This window comes from Nostoc sp., from assembly GCF_036916735.1.
Classification (GTDB): Bacteria; Cyanobacteriota; Cyanobacteriia; order Cyanobacteriales; family Nostocaceae; genus Nostoc.
In genome coordinates this window covers 78,387-94,931 of the sequence record NZ_JBALFV010000095.1, presented here as the reverse complement: position 1 = coordinate 94,931, position 16,545 = coordinate 78,387, and the positions used below count along the sequence as shown (strand labels likewise).

At 42.5% G+C, this 16,545-nt stretch carries 13 protein-coding genes; 5 read left to right on the top strand and 8 right to left on the bottom strand.

Annotated features, from left to right (window positions below):
* Nucleotides 1-103: 103 nt before the first annotated feature.
* Nucleotides 104-796 carry a bifunctional demethylmenaquinone methyltransferase/2-methoxy-6-polyprenyl-1,4-benzoquinol methylase UbiE gene (gene ubiE / locus V7L20_RS21915; RefSeq protein WP_334746131.1) on the bottom strand — a complete coding sequence of 231 codons (693 nt, stop codon included), beginning with the start codon at nt 794-796 and terminating at the stop codon, nt 104-106.
* A gap of 166 nt (nt 797-962) precedes the next feature.
* Nucleotides 963-1,901, bottom strand: a complete 939-nt coding sequence (locus V7L20_RS21910; RefSeq protein WP_334746117.1) for a response regulator — start codon at nt 1,899-1,901, stop codon at nt 963-965.
* Between the two features lie 306 nt (nt 1,902-2,207).
* Here V7L20_RS21910 and V7L20_RS21905 point away from each other — a divergent pair, with 306 nt between their 5' ends.
* From V7L20_RS21905 to aqpZ, 3 genes are all read left to right on the top strand, one after another.
* A complete protein-coding gene (locus V7L20_RS21905) occupies nt 2,208-3,296 on the top strand; it encodes a RuBisCO accumulation factor 1 (RefSeq protein WP_334746116.1) in 1,089 nt (362 codons plus the stop codon).
* A gap of 493 nt (nt 3,297-3,789) precedes the next feature.
* Nucleotides 3,790-4,014: a hypothetical protein gene (locus tag V7L20_RS21900; protein WP_334746115.1), complete on the top strand. Its 225-nt coding sequence runs from the start codon at nt 3,790-3,792 to the stop codon at nt 4,012-4,014.
* 221 nt (nt 4,015-4,235) lie between these two features.
* On the top strand, nt 4,236-4,988 hold the full coding sequence (gene aqpZ, locus V7L20_RS21895; protein ID WP_334746114.1) for an aquaporin Z: 753 nt from the start codon (nt 4,236-4,238) through the stop codon (nt 4,986-4,988).
* Between the two features lie 275 nt (nt 4,989-5,263).
* Here aqpZ and V7L20_RS21890 read toward each other — a convergent pair whose 3' ends face one another.
* Both V7L20_RS21890 and V7L20_RS21885 read right to left on the bottom strand, forming a co-directional pair.
* Nucleotides 5,264-5,506, bottom strand: coding sequence for a hypothetical protein (locus tag V7L20_RS21890; RefSeq protein WP_334746113.1), 243 nt, complete (start codon nt 5,504-5,506; stop codon nt 5,264-5,266).
* A 278-nt stretch (nt 5,507-5,784) separates the two neighbouring features.
* Nucleotides 5,785-6,282 (bottom strand): FAD-dependent oxidoreductase, encoded by a 498-nt coding sequence (locus V7L20_RS21885; RefSeq protein WP_334746112.1) that lies wholly within the window; start codon nt 6,280-6,282, stop codon nt 5,785-5,787.
* A 117-nt stretch (nt 6,283-6,399) separates the two neighbouring features.
* Here V7L20_RS21885 and V7L20_RS21880 point away from each other — a divergent pair, with 117 nt between their 5' ends.
* Nucleotides 6,400-8,823, top strand: a complete 2,424-nt coding sequence (locus V7L20_RS21880; protein WP_334746111.1) for an ATP-dependent helicase — start codon at nt 6,400-6,402, stop codon at nt 8,821-8,823.
* Nucleotides 8,824-9,269: 446 nt separating this feature from the next.
* On the opposite strand, the gene V7L20_RS21875 is transcribed toward V7L20_RS21880, so the two are convergent.
* The 3 genes from V7L20_RS21875 to V7L20_RS21865 form a co-directional block, all read right to left on the bottom strand.
* Nucleotides 9,270-9,845 (bottom strand): GNAT family N-acetyltransferase, encoded by a 576-nt coding sequence (locus V7L20_RS21875; protein ID WP_334746110.1) that lies wholly within the window; start codon nt 9,843-9,845, stop codon nt 9,270-9,272.
* A 142-nt stretch (nt 9,846-9,987) separates the two neighbouring features.
* Nucleotides 9,988-10,656, bottom strand: coding sequence for a DUF1345 domain-containing protein (locus tag V7L20_RS21870; protein ID WP_334746109.1), 669 nt, complete (start codon nt 10,654-10,656; stop codon nt 9,988-9,990).
* Nucleotides 10,657-11,064: 408 nt separating this feature from the next.
* The gene (locus tag V7L20_RS21865) at nt 11,065-11,946 is read right to left on the bottom strand and encodes an SDR family oxidoreductase (RefSeq protein ID WP_334746108.1); all 882 of its coding nucleotides are present in this window, start codon (nt 11,944-11,946) and stop codon (nt 11,065-11,067) included.
* A gap of 556 nt (nt 11,947-12,502) precedes the next feature.
* On the opposite strand from V7L20_RS21865, the gene V7L20_RS21855 reads away from it, so the two are divergent.
* Nucleotides 12,503-13,651, top strand: a complete 1,149-nt coding sequence (locus V7L20_RS21855) for an alanine--glyoxylate aminotransferase family protein (RefSeq protein ID WP_334746107.1) — start codon at nt 12,503-12,505, stop codon at nt 13,649-13,651.
* A gap of 1,108 nt (nt 13,652-14,759) precedes the next feature.
* On the opposite strand, the gene V7L20_RS21850 is transcribed toward V7L20_RS21855, so the two are convergent.
* Complete coding sequence (locus V7L20_RS21850; RefSeq protein WP_334746106.1) at nt 14,760-16,187, bottom strand: hypothetical protein; 1,428 nt, start codon at nt 16,185-16,187, stop codon at nt 14,760-14,762.
* Between the last annotated feature and the right edge of the window lie 358 nt (nt 16,188-16,545).

Genomic DNA, 16,545 nt, shown 5'->3' with positions numbered 1-16,545 from the left:
TGGTGGTTATTAATTGTTAGTTGTTTTTCCACTAACCACTAAGGATTCTCCATTACCCATTATCTATTCCGCAGTCCCCAATCCAAAATTGCAAATCTAAAATCTAAAATTTGCTGACTACCAGCACTCCCATCATACCGTTCACAATGGGGTAGTGTGTGGCAACAGCAAAACCAACTTGACGCGCTAACTTTATTTGCTCTCTGCCGATGGGAAAGCGGTCTAAGCTAGGGCTGATATAAGCATATTCTTCTTTTAACCCTAAATAACTGGCAACTGGCACCACAAAATTATCCAGATACAACTGCTCAAAGGCACGTAGCTGAGGATTACTCGGTCGATGAAAGTCTAAAATTGCGGCTTTAGCACCCGGCTTCAAAACCCGGTATAACTCTTGGAGACTGCGGGGAATATCTTTAACATTTCTTAAACCATAGCCCATTGTTGCAGCATCAAATTGGTTATCGTCAAAGGGTAAATTTAGCACATCGGCTTCTACCCAGGCGATCGCAGGTTGGGGGTACTGCCAATGTGAGCGTTCTTTAGCTTTTTCTAGCAGGTTGGGTGAAAAATCCACTCCGTAGACCTGTCCTGTTGCTCCTGTCCGCCGTGCCAGACGTAAGGCTAAATCACCACTACCGCAACACAAATCTAATGCAGTATCACCCAATTTAGCTGCACTCCATTTCACTGCCATTTCCTTCCATATTCGATGCTGTCCCAGACTCAACCAATCGTTCAACTGGTCATAAACCGGAGCAATACGGTTAAAAATGGACTGAATTTCGTTAGTCATTGGGTATTGGGTATTAGGCATGGAGCACTTCTTGCCCTGAGTTTAGCCCGAGCAAAGCCGAGGGGCGTAGTCGTAAAGCCTGCGGCATAGCTACGCTTAACGCGTAGCGTCCCGTAGGGAAGGAAGTCGAAGTATTGGGCATTGGTTTTTCACTAATGATTAATGACTAATGACAACTAGTAAGAGAGATCGCTATCAGTTGGGCTGATAAATTAATTAGCATTAATTCATCTTCCCATAAAGTGCAGGGTTGTTTCCACTGTAGTGATAATACGCCCAAAAGTTGATTACGATAGCTAATTGGGATAACTAAATGTGCTTGAACACCCGTGTTTTTGTAGTGAATAGCATCAACTAATTTAGTGTCTTTAAGTATATTTAAGGAAACTTGCATTTGCCCAGTGGCGATCGCTTCCTTTGTTAGTGGGTCAAGAGATAGCCAATTCTCTATTGTACTTGTATCGCTATAAGTTCCTTGAGTCGCAATCAGAGTATTTCCATCTGTCAGTTGTAGAATACACCCGTCTGTTCCAAAAGTATCACTCACAGCCCTAGCAATTGGAACGAGAGTTTCTTCTAAGCTAGAAGCTGCTTGAGTTATCTGTACCAAAACACTCAGCAGAGCTATTTGAGCATGAGAACGACGTAATTCTTCTGTACGTTGCTTGAGCAAGTCGTAGGTTTCTGCTGCTCTTTGCACCACTGCCTTCAGTTCACCTGGGTCCCAAGGCTTGGTGATATATTTGTAGACTTGCCCCGCATTAATCGCTTCTACTAAGTCTTCAATATCAGTAAATCCGGTGAGAATTATCCTAACCGTATCGGGAAACTGAGGTACAGTTTTGCTGAGAAACTCAGTTCCTTTCATTTCTGGCATCCGTTGATCGGAGATAATCACCGCTACCTCCCCTTCTGCTGCTAAAACTTCTAGGGCGTTCACCCCACTATCAGCTTTTAGAACATTAAAGTCGCGTCGAAAGGTGCGATAAAGCAGATCGAGATTATCTGGCTCATCGTCAACTACCAGGATTTTCAGCTTTTTTGGTTGTTGGAGAGTCATCACTGGATATTGGAGTTTATCAATTTCGACACTGGGCTTATCCATAAAATATTTCCTTTAAATATTCACTATCTTGTTATATTCCATACCAAGCTTAGTTGAGAATAGCGAAAAATCATCAAGGGTTTTTACGGAGTTAACTTGAATATTTCAATACGGTAACTGTGAGTGTTACAGAGGATATTTGTTTGTGCAAATATCTGAAGCAAGAAAAAATTCCACCAGAAGAATTAACTAATCAGTTTCCACAGATCAACTCAAAGCAGTAGGTATAGGTAGTTCATAGATTAGAATAAGACTTGCTCATGAGGTATTTAATCAACCTCTCAAGTTGAAGCTCGCACTCTGATTATGACTGATCTACCACCCAACGCTCAGAATCCCGAAGAAAATGCTACCAACGATGTAGCACTAGAATTACTGCGAAGGCTGAGGCAAAAACAAGGTAACTGGGTGGAATGGGGAGCCGCGATCGCCTCGCTGCTAAAAACCGGTTACAACCCCCAAGACATTTTTGAGGCGACTGGATTTGAGCCGATTCAACAAAATCAGGTGGTTGTTGGTTCTCAAGTTTACAATTCTTTAGAAAAGTTTGGAGTATCGGAAGAAGCGCGATCGCACTATGCCACACGCGGCAGTGATGTTTTATATGAACTGCGTTTACTGACTCAAGAAGAACGCGCCGCCGCTGCCGAACTAATCTTCGTCCACAACGTTGATGCTGATGAGGCACGGGATATAGCAAAAGCAATTAAAGAGTTCTCCTATTTCCGTACTTTACCAGAAGGATTTTCTGCCCACCCTGGGGATGCTGTTGCTCATCAAGTTTGGAAACTGGCACGCCAAAATGCAGATTTACAACAGCGATCGCGTCTAATCGCCAAAGGTTTACGCTTTGCTCACACGCCAGCAGCAAGGCAAAAAATCGAACAGCTACTGACTGATTTTACTACTGTTCCCCAGCGTCCAGCGCCAATTTTACCCTTTTACCGCCTGGAAGTCGAAGAACAATTACCTCGAATCTTGCCTGTGGTAGGCGAGTTGCCTTTGTCACGGCAAGACTTGCAAGCTGTGCCCATAATGACAGAAATTGAACCATTTCGGATGGTCAAATTTTCTGGAGAGCAAGCTTGGGTGGCGTTACCAGGTTGGCAAGTGTTGTTGGCGGCAGAAGATCCAGTAGTGATTTTAGCGAATAGCGATCGCTTCCCCATGCAAACCCAAACCCAAACTGGCCCCGTCGTCATTGTGGTAGATCGTGCTAAACGAGAATGGGATGCTTCCAGCTACTTTGTCGTTGAAAATGGTAGTGAATTAGATTTTCAGTGGTTTGAAACTAAGCCAGAAATTCCCTTACTAGGACAAATTATTATCATTGTGCGTCCTAAGAAAATTCTGGATGAAGAATTAACTAAGGATTCATGGCAGATTGACGAATAAATTCAATTTTAGACAGAACTAACTGCGTGATGTGAACTTGTTTTGACTGTCCAAACAGCGGATAGCAAATGGCGGCATTGGTTCAATTTTTTGTTTGGTCAATGCCCCATCTGCTTTAACTCTCTTAACATGAACTTGGCACTGGCTTGGCAATGCTTTACTTAAACCCTTGATTTTTCGTTGACTTGTGTAAGTCCATATTTTGAAGGATGATGACATCCCCTGAACAGTCACAAAGTAACGACCGTAACAGGGAAAACCCAAATTTTTAAGCTGAAAGTGTATAAAGCACAAAAATTATTTGAATTTTGTAATAACTTTTAATAGAACGCACTGGATCAACAATCTCAACAGATATAACAATCCGATTTGATTTTTGAAAAAATTTAAGTATATGTAGGAGAGCCAGCCGTGTGGGCGGGTTTCCCACGCCAGTCCACACAACGGGGGAAACCCCCGCAAGCGGCTGGCTCGACTTGAGCGGACTGGCATTGTGTTATCGCCTAACCTAACGCAACGCCAGTTGCTACAACGGATAACGCAGCCTAAAGCCTTTGGCATGGCAACGCTTACGAGCGTCGGGAACCTCCCTTCAGGTGACGCTACGCACAGTCGCTACCGCTACGCTAACACCAGTCGCCTACAGTGCTGGATTCACCGCAACGCACTGGCTCCCCTACAGATATTTAAAAAATCAAATATGAGTCCTATATCATGAGAGCAAAATTCCTAATTTACTAAGCATTTTTTTGGAATTTTAGCTTTTCCAGTATCTTCATATTTGATCACCACAATGATTGAGGAAAAAACAAATTCCTATTTTTTCGATTTAGTTTCATAACCAAACAAACGCAATGGATTTCCTGTTTATAGGAATGACTCAAGCATTATTCAACATAGCCATTACTCGTTTATAGCTGAACAAGGAGTTTTCCGAAAATGTCTCTCACGAAACGTTGTTTGGCCGAATTTATCGGTACATTCTGGCTTGTTTTAGGTGGCTGTGGTAGTGCTGTTCTAGCCGCCGCCTACACAGAAGATGCTGCAAAAATCAGCGAGAATACTTCTTTTCCATTGGGTATTGGATTAGTAGGTGTATCCCTGGCATTTGGGCTTACTGTCCTCACAGGAGCTTATGCTTTTGGTCATATTTCTGGTGGTCATTTCAACCCGGCTGTTTCGTTTGGACTATGGGCAGGTAAGCGCTTTCCAGGATCTGACTTACTACCTTACATCCTCTCTCAAGTGATTGGTGCAGTTGTTGCTGGGGGCATTATCTACCTGATTGCTAGCGGCAAAACTGGATTTACGCTGACTGGCTTCAATCCACTGGCTACCAACGGCTATGGTACTCATTCTCCAGGTGGTTACACGCTGTTTGCTTGCCTCATTACTGAAGTTGTGATGACTTTCATGTTTTTGCTGATTATTCTGGGTGTGACTGATAGCCGTGCTCCTAAAGGATTTGCACCATTGGCAATTGGTTTTGGACTCACCTTGATTCACCTAATCAGCATTCCTGTAACCAATACCTCGGTTAATCCTGCTCGTAGTACTGGAGTTGCTCTATTTGCAGGTGTAGAACTCTTTTCGCAAATCTGGCTGTTCTGGATAGCTCCTATCTTGGGGGGTATTTTAGCAGGATGGTTGTATGTAGCTATCTTTAGTGAATCAACTGTGGAAGAACGGTAAAATGTCAAAGAGCTACCTAAAAGTCATTTTCAACTGTACGAGTTGGCGCGATATTTCTGGTTTTACACCAGCTGATCAAAATCGGCAATAGTTGGTGCTTGTTTCTATAATCAATCTTCAAGTGAAGCTGCGTAAGCACAGCCTGCCGTAAGCATCGCTTGAGATTTTATTTTTAGACTTCCTAACAATCCTTTGACTGAATAAATAACACTTGGCTAATTTGTTCAGTCAAAGGATTGACAGAATGTTTTAATTGCTTGCCCAGAAATTGCTTCTCAATGCCAGGATATTCTTGTGGCTTCGCCACTGACGAAAACACTAAGTACAGTTTTGCATAAAAGCATAGCGTTTTTAATGCAATGGAACGCATTAGCATTGTAAGTTAAGGCATTGGCATTGCAAGCCGACGCATTGGCATTGTAAGTTAAGGCATTGGCATTGCAAGCCGACGCATTGGCATTGTAAGTTAAGGCATTGGCATTGCAAGCCGACGCATTGGTATTGCAGGGTATTGCCAAATTTAATTCGCTACGAATTAATGAAATTCTGTACTAAGTAGTTTTGTGTGTCGCATGAACCGGAAGAATGACTGTAGTCCGGTGCGATCGCTAGCCAATTACTCTTGCTCGCAACCAACTTTAAGAATCAACATAAAATCAGCATTTATCGAGTTTTAAGCTAACTCTGTAAGCATGAATAGCTCTATAATCATTGTCAAACTGTTGTGACAACAACTTCATTAATGTATTTATTACTGCCACAACAACAGGGTTCTCTAATTGAGCAACTTTTCCTATTAGTAATGCGATCGCACCTTTGATTTGAGTCCATCGGCTCCAATCAACACATCGCCGACCTCTGCTAAACTACCAGTGAAATAGGCACGAACTTTGTTTCCAACTGGCTCGAAACACTCAAACGCCTGACCCAAAACAAAATGCTCACTCGACAGTTTCCGCCAGAGCAGCGCCTGCAAATCAGCACGATGGATGGCTACGGCTGGCACTTCAAAATGATTGATGCAAAGGTTCATTAATTCTTTGCCCATCTGCGAGAAGAACTGATAATTGGTAATTGGATCGCTCTGGCGTAACACATCGTCTAACACGCCTAACTCCTTTAGGACATGGGTAGCGTTCGCCCAAAGCGCGACTCCTGCGCCAACTTCGCGTAATGTTGCCGTGCGCTCGTAAACAATGGGTTCAAATCCAGCCCGGTAAAGAGCAAGCGCGGTTGCAGTGCCACCGATGCCACCGCCAACCAAAATAATTTTCTTTGTTGTTAGTATCTTCATATAGCTATTAGCTAATTGGTTTGCAATTAAATATTTGTCACCACAGATAAACAGCAATGATTTTTCATATCTGCGGTTTTGGAATTAAATCCCAAATTTAAAATATAAAATTTTATAATGTCAAACACTAATTTTACTGCTGCTGTGCCTCCAGAATCACTCCACCCAGAATTGTCTGAACGATCGCCTGTGTCATCCCTACGGGCAGAAGCCATAGCACGCATCCGCAACAGTCTACGCCCTGGACAGCAACAAATGGCTGACTGGCAATCTGGCCCACTAGCTATTTCTGCCGTTCCTGGTGCAGGCAAATCTACTGGGATGGCAGCGGCAGCGGCGATTGCGATCGCTCGTCAGTATGAACGTTCATCTTCGCGTCGTCAATTGGTAGTTGTCACCTTTACTCGTTCGGCTGCTGCCAATATTAAAGCGAAGATTCGCAAATTCTTACGAGATGATTTATCCTTACCTCAAACTGGATTTTTTGTCTATACACTACATGGTCTAGCGTTGAACATTGCCAGTCGCCATTCTGATTTATCGGGTTTGCAGTTAGAAAATGTCACATTAATTACGCCAACTCAAAGTCACCGTTTTATCCGAACAGCCGTAGAGCAATGGATTGCAAATAATCCAGGAATATATTTGCGGTTATTAGAAGGTCATCAATTTGACGGAGAAGATACAGAAAGATTGCGTCGCCAATCAGTGCTGCGAACAGAAGTATTGCCAGAATTAGCTAATACGGTAATTCATGAAGCAAAAAGTTCTGGGATATCACCAGAAAAGTTACGGGAGTGGAGTAAACAAACCACAGACGAATATGCAATTTTAAGCATAGCGGCGGGATTGTATGAGCAATATCAATACTTAATGCGATCGCGTGATTTCATCGACTACGACGATATGATTTTAGCCGCACTGCGCGTTTTAGAAAACGACAGCGCCCGTCGCATTGAGCAAAACCAAGTTTTCGCCGTCTTTGAAGACGAAGCCCAAGATTCTAGCCCTCTACAGACGCAGTTGTTAGAAATTTTGGCGAGTAATCGGGAATATGAGGGGATGAATACAGACGCGATAAATCGCGTCTCTACGCACTCCTCACTCAATCTAGTACGAGTTGGCGACCCCAACCAAGCGATTAACTCTACCTTCACCCCAGCCGATCCGATTTATTTTCGGCAATTTTGCGAAGAGTGCGATCGCATCAAACGATTGGCAACGATGGATCAAGCTGGTCGCAGTACTAGAATTATCATTGAAGCTGCTAACTTTGCCCTCAAATGGATCAATAAACAGTCGTCAGCAACAATAAATAACGGACAAAAAACTCCTGACAACAGACAAGTACCATTTCGCTTGCAGACAATTCGCCCTGTTGAAGTTGGCGATCCGCAAAATAACCCCAACCCAGCACCAGTAGGACGAGGATTGGAACTTTATACCCCGCGTGATATTCATCACACTGTTGAATTGTTATCTCAAAGAGTGATCGAGTTATTTAGCAAAGACCCAACACAAAATAGTGCAGCGATTTTAGTCCGAGAAAATCGCCAAGGACAATGGTTAGCAGAAGCTCTGACACCTGTGTGCAAAGAGCATAAAATTACACTGTACGATGTGGGAGAACGCGATCGCCGTTCCCATGTTCCCCAAGAAATTTTAGCATTGCTGCAATTTTGCGATCGCCCCCACTCCCCCGATTACCTCAAAGCTGCATTAGAAGCATTAGTACAGCGCCAATTAATTCCTACCCAAGACCTCAATGCCCTTGCTAGTCTCCCAGAAGAATTTTTGTATCCTGGCCCCCTAGCAGCACCACAGCCAGAAGCAGTCCAAAAAGCTGCTCGTTTGTGTCGCAATTTACTTCGCGCCCGCTTAGAATTGCCCCTATACCAGCTAATTTCCTTTCTCGCCTTAACCTTAAATTACGACCAGGCAGAATTGGCAACTGCTGACAAACTTGCAGAACGGGTAAACCAGCAGATAGCAGGCAATAGTTCGATGGGAGGAATACTGTCAGCTTTAAGTGAAATCGTCAGTTCCGAACGGTTTGAACCAGTGGAAACCGAGGATTCCGAAGAACGTTACACTCGTAGCGATCAACTGACTATTATTACCATGCACAAAGCCAAAGGGCTAGATTGGGACTATGTGTTTCTTCCCTTCCTCCACGAAAACTTGATTCCTGGTAGATTTTGGGTTCCTCCCCAAAGCCAGTTCTTAGGGGATTTTACCTTATCAGAAGTAGCCCGCGCCCAAATTCGTGCTGCTCTCCACGGAGAATCTGCCATACCAGATGTTACACAAGCATGGGAACAAGCAAAGCATTTAAAAATATCTGAGGAGTACCGTTTACTCTATGTTGCGATGACACGAGCAAAGCGTCTGGTGTGGATGTCAGCAGCGCAGAAAGCCCCCTTTACTTGGAGTAAGCCGGACAATTTACAAGAACAAGCGCCTTGTCCGGTTTTTCCCGCATTAAAGCGCCAATTTCCGGAATGTGTGATGAATTTAGCAGTAATGACCAAACCAGCCTAATCAAAACTTTTAAGAAATTGAATGGAATCCACAGTTAGTAGCGATCAGATTGTGAATATTTGTACGAAATAAGCTACCTAAAGTGAAAGTTGGCCTTTGAAAATTGGTGTTATAAATTGGTGCTGAGATTTTAATCATAAATTTATTTACCAATGAAAACCCAACGGTTAACAACGACACCAGAAAAAAGACCCAGTAAGATAAAATACAGTCTTTTCTGTTGATTAGAATACAAGCTTGCTCCTGCGATAAAAACAGAAAGCGAGATTGCGGTCACACTGCCAATATGATTAAATAAAGTCCCTAGCATGAGGGTTAATGCCAAAATAAATAGCAGGAGCAAATAAATTATCAAAAGCCGTAACATACCCTAACTTTTGATTTACTTTATAAATAGTCTCTAAGATACGTTTCCCCTGGGAGATTAACTGAGGAACTGTTGTAAATTAGGAGTGCAATGGATTCTTTCGGTCTATTGCCATGAGCCAACAATCTGAGTGTTCTCCTTCATGCAGTTCATGGGCGGGCAATAGTTTTATTTTCACAAAACCACATTTTTCATAGCAACGGATAGCGCGAGGATTGTCAACATGAGGATCTATAACAATTTTATGAGCTTGTCGCTGTTCAAAAATATAACTGATAACTGCTGACAAGATTTTTGTACCAATTCCCTTGTTCCAATAGTCGGTTTCGCCTATGAACAAGTCAATTCCGTAGACATAATCAGTTTGATCGAGATGATACAATTGTCTATCAGTTTGGGATAAGTCATTGAGCGCACAATACTGCAAATAACCAATCGGCATATTTCGATAGTAGAAGAGACACGGAACAACTGGGTCATCTCCCCTGATCATAGGTTTGTACGTTTCTATAATTCTTTCTAAATCAAAAGGATTATCTCTTCCTTCATAAAATTTCAAAATTTGTTCATCAGTTAACCATTTTGCCATCAACTCATAATCATATATTTCATCTTGCATTAGACGAATAGCAATTTCGTCTTGTTCAATTAGCATTTAATGTATCTATTTTTATAGACGATATTTAAATAATTATAAGTCAAACGGCGTAAATAATTAAAGGTTTGTAGTCAAGACTTTAGTCCTAAAAAAGGGTAGAGAAGCAAATAATTATAATTTTGGCTGAGTTAAGCAATTGTTAAATCAGCGATGCAACGATATTAATAGTCATAGCCAAAATGGTGGTGTTGAAAAAGAAGGATAATATGCTATGTAACAGAGTTAAGCGCCTCATATCAGGTGATCTCGTCTCCACATCTGAAACTTGACTAGTCATGCCAATTACAAAAGAATAATATAAAAATTCCCAATAGTCTGGATAGTCGTTATTAGGAAAATCTAAACCTCCGATGATTTCTTCACTATTATTATGATTAATATATTTGTAATAGTTGTGTGCATATTGCACTGCAAACATCGTATGCACTAGTAACCAGGAACCGACAATGGTCATAATTGAAAGTATGACATGTAGGGTAAGCAGAATTGTTGACAACCCTTTTTTATCATTTAGTAAAAACCCAATAGCTAAAACACTCGCACTAGCTGCACCTATTACCAGCATGAATATAGCCAAATGTCCTTCATATTCATTCTCAGCATAACGGCGAATCTTTTCTGGCGTAGCCTTGTTCATTTTCCACCACGTTACGGCTAAGAAAAATTCAGCACCGGAGTTCCAAGCGCAGAGAATGCGAGTGGGTAAGTGCAGCCAAGGCGGAACGATTACTAAAACGAATACAGCGAGTCCGACAGCAATGATCAGTCGGGGTCGGGAGTCAAAGTTTTTAAATAAATTAAGGTTCACAAATATCTTGTACCAACTGATAGAGATTAGAAATTGTACTTCAATTGCTAGCCTTTGGAGAACCTGAAGGAGTACAAGTCTATGAAGTCACCCAACACACTGACTCGGCTATGCAGAAGCGGCTTCCCTTAGTCCGTAGGGAAACAAGCTACGCGCAGCGCCAGCCATAAAAGAAGGGTAGTCCGCCTAATGGTTAACGCTCTTTTATGTCTCTGAGGAGAGAAAAATAAGATGCTGACCTTGAATCTTTTTCAAAGCCTCGCTTGATAAGGATTGCCAAAAAATCCTTGCTTGGAATCAAGCACGGAGAAAGAAGGCTTTAAATATTCTCTAATGAGACTAATAAAAGAGCGTTAATTGAGATGGTAGCTGGATTTGAGCCAAGCTGTATTAGAGCGTGCTGCATTATCAACCCTTTGTATGTGCAGAAAAATCTTGAGCGTGAACCTGGGCGTAATACTCAGCAAACAATTCAAATGAAGTTGCAGGCTTGTGTAAGATATCTGTGATCAGCGTTGTCACCATTGAGCCTGCTCCAGCTTTCCAGCAGTCAAATAACTGCCCTTCCGCATCCAAATACCATTCGGGTTCTCCATTGGCGAGTCGAGCCGCTTTGAGGTCAGCAGGTGTAAGATTGACGTACTTAACTTCTTGGTTTAAGACTTTAGCAAAATAGTCCGCAACTTGATCAAATGAAACGGCTTCGGGGCCTGTCAGGTCGTAGGCTTGATTTTCATGTCCTGACTGAATAAGACAGACGGCTGCCACTGCCGCTACATCTCGCGCATCGACATGAGAGATTTTTGTGTCTCCGACTGAATTATAGAATGCACCTTGTTGCGCGATCGTTTGAGTAAACCAACGCATATTCTGCATCAACATATTCGGGCGTAAATGTGTCCATGCCATGCCTGATTCTTCCAAGTGTTCTTCAATTTGGCGATGCCACTGTTGAAATTTACTAGGTAATTCCCCAGCATGAAGCACAGAAACCTTTACAACATGGCGAACGCCTGCCCGTTTTGCTGCATCAATAAAATTGCATTCTAACTCAACTTGACGTGGCTCGTTGGGGGTAACCAGAAAGGCGGTTTCACAACCTTGAAGGGCAGGGTCTAAAGTCTGTGGCTGTGAGAAATCACCTTGTGCCAGTTCGATCCCTTGCGCTTGGAGTTTAGCAGCTTTTTTCGGATCTCGTACCAGTCCTCGAATTAGAACATCTTGGTTCAGTAGATGCTGAATGACTTCTCCTCCAATGTTCCCAGTTACACCAGTTACTAAAATCGTCATTGGCATTCTCCTAAAATAAATAAAGCATTAGTACAATACCTGTTTATTAGCAGTGTGTCGTCACGCGTTAGTTTGGATTCCAACTTCTTGCGGTAAGTCTAATTGTTCATGTTTTTGAATGCAACCGGCTTGAACATCTTTAACGTACTTATTTCACTAAGGGTAAGCTTTTAAAAGCTCTCTCACCAGGAATTTTTTACAATTAATCAATTTTAGAGTATCTGGTTCTCTAAAATAAAGTCAGTGGTGCAATTTTGTGAACTGCATCTGCACTCTGACTAGAAAGGCAGTTAAGGTAATTAGGGCAAGGTGCTAATTTACTGTTGTTAACACCTAAATTATTCAGACGTTTACTAGTAAAAACCATAATTATGTCTTAGGGAAAGTAAATAAGTATACTCTCACACTTTGGTTTTAATCACTGTAATACTTTAGTGCGATCGCATCTTCTGGTAAATGACAGATTCACTAAAACATTGGTGATCCGTTCGCCTCTGGCGTTGGCGAAGCCATCGCTTTATGATTCGGTAAGTATGGTCTAAGCGAAAACAGTATTATGACGCAAACAATTTCAATCAACGACTCTGGGCGCTTGCAACTCACACCGCTAGAAATTCCATCCCGTCTGCTGTTGGGGCCTGGGCCCTCCAATGCCCATCCTACAGTTCTCCAGGCGATGAATACTTCACCCGTTGGGCATCTTGACCCAGCTTTTCTTGCACTCATGGATGAAATTCAGTCGTTGCTACGCTACGTATGGCAAACAGAAAACCCACTCACTATTGCAGTTAGCGGTACGGGAACAGCCGCAATGGAAGCAACCATCGCCAATGCTGTAGAACCTGGTGATGTGGTTTTGATTGGTGTAGCTGGTTACTTCGGTAATCGCCTTGTGGATATGGCTGGACGTTATGGCGCAGATGTGCGAACCATTACCAAACCTTGGGGACAAGTTTTTAATCTAGATGAACTCCAAACAGCATTAAAAACTCATCGTCCAACTATTTTAGCTCTAGTTCATGCCGAAACTTCCACCGGCGCACGTCAACCGTTGGAAGGTGTCGCTGATTTGTGTCGTGAATTTGGCACTTTGTTGTTAGTTGATTCAGTCACAAGTTTGGGTGGTGTCCCCTTGTTTTTAGATGCTTGGGGAGTTGACTTAGCCTATAGTTGTAGCCAAAAAGGGTTGGGTTGCCCGCCTGGTGCTTCGCCCTTTACAATGAGTCCGCGTGCCGTTGATAAATTGCAACAGCGCCAAACAAAGGTTGCAAACTGGTATTTGGATATGTTGTTACTGGGTAAGTATTGGGGCGCTGAACGCACCTATCACCACACAGCACCGATTAATTTATATTATGCATTACGGGAAGCATTACGTTTGCTTGCAGAAGAGGGATTAGTAAACTCCTGGCAGCGACATCAGAAAAACGTAGAATATCTTTGGGAAGGGTTGGAGAATTTAGGATTGAGTATGCACGTTGAGCAGCAGTATAGACTACCAACGCTGACTACTGTCTGCATTCCAATAGGGGTAGATGGTAAAGCGATCGCCCGGCAGTTACTCAATGAACATAATATTGAAATTGGTGGTGGTCTTGGCGAACTAGCTGGTAAAGTTTGGCGCGTCGGATTGATGGGCTTTAATAGTCGAAAGGAAAGTGTTGACCAACTTTTAGCAGCACTACGGCAAGTTTTGCCTAAGTAGTTTTGGGTGATAGTGGTGCGTTAACAGTAGCTTAACGCACTTGATATAAAAACGCGATAGGCAGGGAGTGGGGAGTAGGGAATAGGGAACTTGTACTGAGTGACTCGTGCCAAGCGGAGCCGAGGTAAGCCGAAGTATAGGGAATTAGGCTTTTCGAGTTGTACCGAGCTTTTTCAAAAATCAAATATTAGTCCGATACAATTGCATTGTCAGTCAATACAATGGCATTGTCGGGCGACACAATGGCATTGTAAATTAATACAATGCCATTGTAAATTAATACAATCGCATTGTCAGTCAATACAATGGCATTGTTGGGCGATACAATCACTTTGCAGGTCGATGCATTAACAATTCACGAGATTGGGTTAATATGGCACGGCAATACAAAGTATGACTTATTCAGGTTTTGTAAAAAAGTCGGGAGAATATATCTATTGAGTATTCCTCACTAACTCATTGCGATAAAAAACCAACAAACAGTAGAGGCAAGAATATTAGTAGGGACACAATTAATACGAGGGTTGCTGGCTCAATTTTAATCTGGTTCTTCTGTGGTTCGGGCATTTGGGACTCCCTCGAACAATAAGTATATTAACTCAGCCTAAAGGATGTTTATTCCTTTTTTCAAGCCCAATCAGGTTGAAAAATGTAAATTTTTTAATTAGCTTAGTGTATTAAATTTACAGAGAAAGGCAGGAGTTAGGAGACAAGAGGCAGGAGGGAATGAGTATTAATTAAAACTTGCTATTTTCAAAGGGTTTAGAGCCACGTTTAAACTAATAATTATACCGAGACTGTAAGAGCGTTAACGTAGCGGCACGAAGTACAGTATAAAACGTCTACAGTCACTCGTCCCACATGAGTAAGGGTGGGTTCCTCCAGCATAGCTGCCTTCTGCTTGCAGAAATTTTTTGATTTTAATAACTGTTAATCCTTGATTCATCCGCCTATCTGCTTATTTCTTCCAGGGGAGTTTAGTTCCCATTTCAGTCAATGCAGAAAAGATGAGATACAGGACGAGTAACCCAGCCGCCGCACAAAAAGTCAGTAAATCGTTATCCATAAGTGCTATTTGCTAAAACTTCGCTAATCATAGCGGAATCACTTAATATTTAGCATTTTTTTGAGCCTGTAATCTTTGGTCTTCTGGATGCAAATTGTACCAGCCATACCAGTGACGAACTGCTAGCCAAACAGCTGAAAGCAAACCTGCAAGGCTGAGGGTTAGTCCACTAAACGGTACTAATAAGCCAAAGATAGGTAATACTGCTCCGGCAATAGTGCAGATAATAGCAGCAAGGGAAGCACTGCGACTTGCCCCCAATCCCCATGTCAGAAACAGTAAGATGATGGAAATTAAAGTCCAAGCCAACTGAGCATTGATAACGCGAGCTAAATAGGTCAAAGTCAACAGACAAGCAAAGAAAATACTAGCAGCGATCGCAATATTTTTAAAACTCATTGGCAGTGATAAATATAACAATAATATCCACCACAAAAATATTGCTGGTGCTAGCAATAAAAGACGCGAAATTACTCCAGTGTGACGAATAGGCTCGGTGTTGGTAAACACTCCAAATGGATTTTTGACTGAAACATTATCGTCAAATTTCCAAGTAAATTGCGTACTGCGTCCGTCAACTTTAATTTCATTAGGTACAATACCACTGGCAAAATCAACCGGAGCAAAGTTAGCAATTGCTGTGAAGCTAAAATTAGAAAGCAACTGTCCTGTTGCACTATAAACCCAGCGCGGTCCTCCTTGAGCCTGATAGGTGACTCGAAAAGTGGTTTCTTCCCCTGGTTCTAAGCGGAAGGGAAAACTATAATTACCTGCATTGGTTGGTTGTAGCCTAGTGCCGTCACGCTCAACTTTATAGCTAGCAAGCAGTGTGTAACCGTTGGGTGGAGGTGCTTCAAAGAAAAAATTATTAATATCCTTGAGTTGGTTAACTACTTTATAATCGGCAGTATAATTTGCTTGATAAATCGAGCTGCGACCTGGAACGTCTACACTTTGGTCAAGCTTGACTTGAATTTGCGAACCAGCCAGCATCATGAAGCGGGTAATCTCTCGCGTCTGATTTACCTTAACAATCTTGCCATTGACTTGAGTGTTATAGGAGTATGGCTCTTGAATAGAGTAACGGACTTGGGGGGCAAATTGTTCGAGCCTTTCACCTGCAACAGTTTGAGTCACTTGAGCCACTTTTGCTTGTTCCCAGTGATGGTAGCGATTGCTTAAAGTTGAACAGAGAAAAAATCCCGGTACTAACAGAATTAATACTAGAGTTAAATGCTGTAATCCTCGCAGCAGTTGAGAATAACCAACAGCCCATTCGCTGATGAATATAACTTGTTCCGGCTGGCTTCGACGCAGAGAAAAACTGATCAGTGCGATCGCAACTCCCAAAGCTACGACCAAAAATACTAATAACAGTGAAGCTTTGAGCGCCTGGGTTCCAAATTGCACAAGCTCAATTGGATGCGTCAAATCGGGTAATCCGGGAATACCTTGAGCAGAAGATGACATTGGTTGATTTTTGTAGAATTTGGAAAACCAGACCGAAAAAATCTTTTAAAAGTTTCTAGAATAAAGTTTTATTTGATACGCTAACAGTTACAGCAAATGCTGCGTAGGCGTAGCCAGCACTTCTCTACGAGACGCTCTTGCTAGCTTGCTTCCCTGCAGGGGTACGGCATGGTTCGACTCCGGCTCCATCGAGCGACTTGTACGCTCGCTAGTCGAAGTAAGCCGAGATGCTCACCAGCCGCTCAGTGACCACCGTAGGCATTGCTTTGACCCTGACTTACACAAAAACTCTCTCAAACTCTTATATCTCTGTGTTCTCTGTGCCTAATAGGGTTAGTTTTTCCGATACCCATCTGTA

Excerpts from the sequence above, each read along its gene's own strand:
- V7L20_RS21855 (WP_334746107.1), top strand. The coding sequence starts at position 12,503 with ATGACGCAAACAATTTCAATCAACGACTCTGGGCGCTTGCAACTCACA.
- aqpZ (WP_334746114.1), top strand. The coding sequence starts at position 4,236 with ATGTCTCTCACGAAACGTTGTTTGGCCGAATTTATCGGTACATTCTGG.
- ubiE (WP_334746131.1), bottom strand. The coding sequence starts at position 796 with ATGACTAACGAAATTCAGTCCATTTTTAACCGTATTGCTCCGGTTTAT.
- V7L20_RS21880 (WP_334746111.1), top strand. The coding sequence starts at position 6,400 with ATGTCAAACACTAATTTTACTGCTGCTGTGCCTCCAGAATCACTCCAC.
- V7L20_RS21865 (WP_334746108.1), bottom strand. The coding sequence starts at position 11,946 with ATGACGATTTTAGTAACTGGTGTAACTGGGAACATTGGAGGAGAAGTC.
- V7L20_RS21910 (WP_334746117.1), bottom strand. The coding sequence starts at position 1,901 with ATGGATAAGCCCAGTGTCGAAATTGATAAACTCCAATATCCAGTGATG.
- V7L20_RS21885 (WP_334746112.1), bottom strand. The coding sequence starts at position 6,282 with ATGAAGATACTAACAACAAAGAAAATTATTTTGGTTGGCGGTGGCATC.
- V7L20_RS21905 (WP_334746116.1), top strand. The coding sequence starts at position 2,208 with ATGACTGATCTACCACCCAACGCTCAGAATCCCGAAGAAAATGCTACC.
- V7L20_RS21875 (WP_334746110.1), bottom strand. The coding sequence starts at position 9,845 with ATGCTAATTGAACAAGACGAAATTGCTATTCGTCTAATGCAAGATGAA.
- V7L20_RS21850 (WP_334746106.1), bottom strand. The coding sequence starts at position 16,187 with ATGTCATCTTCTGCTCAAGGTATTCCCGGATTACCCGATTTGACGCAT.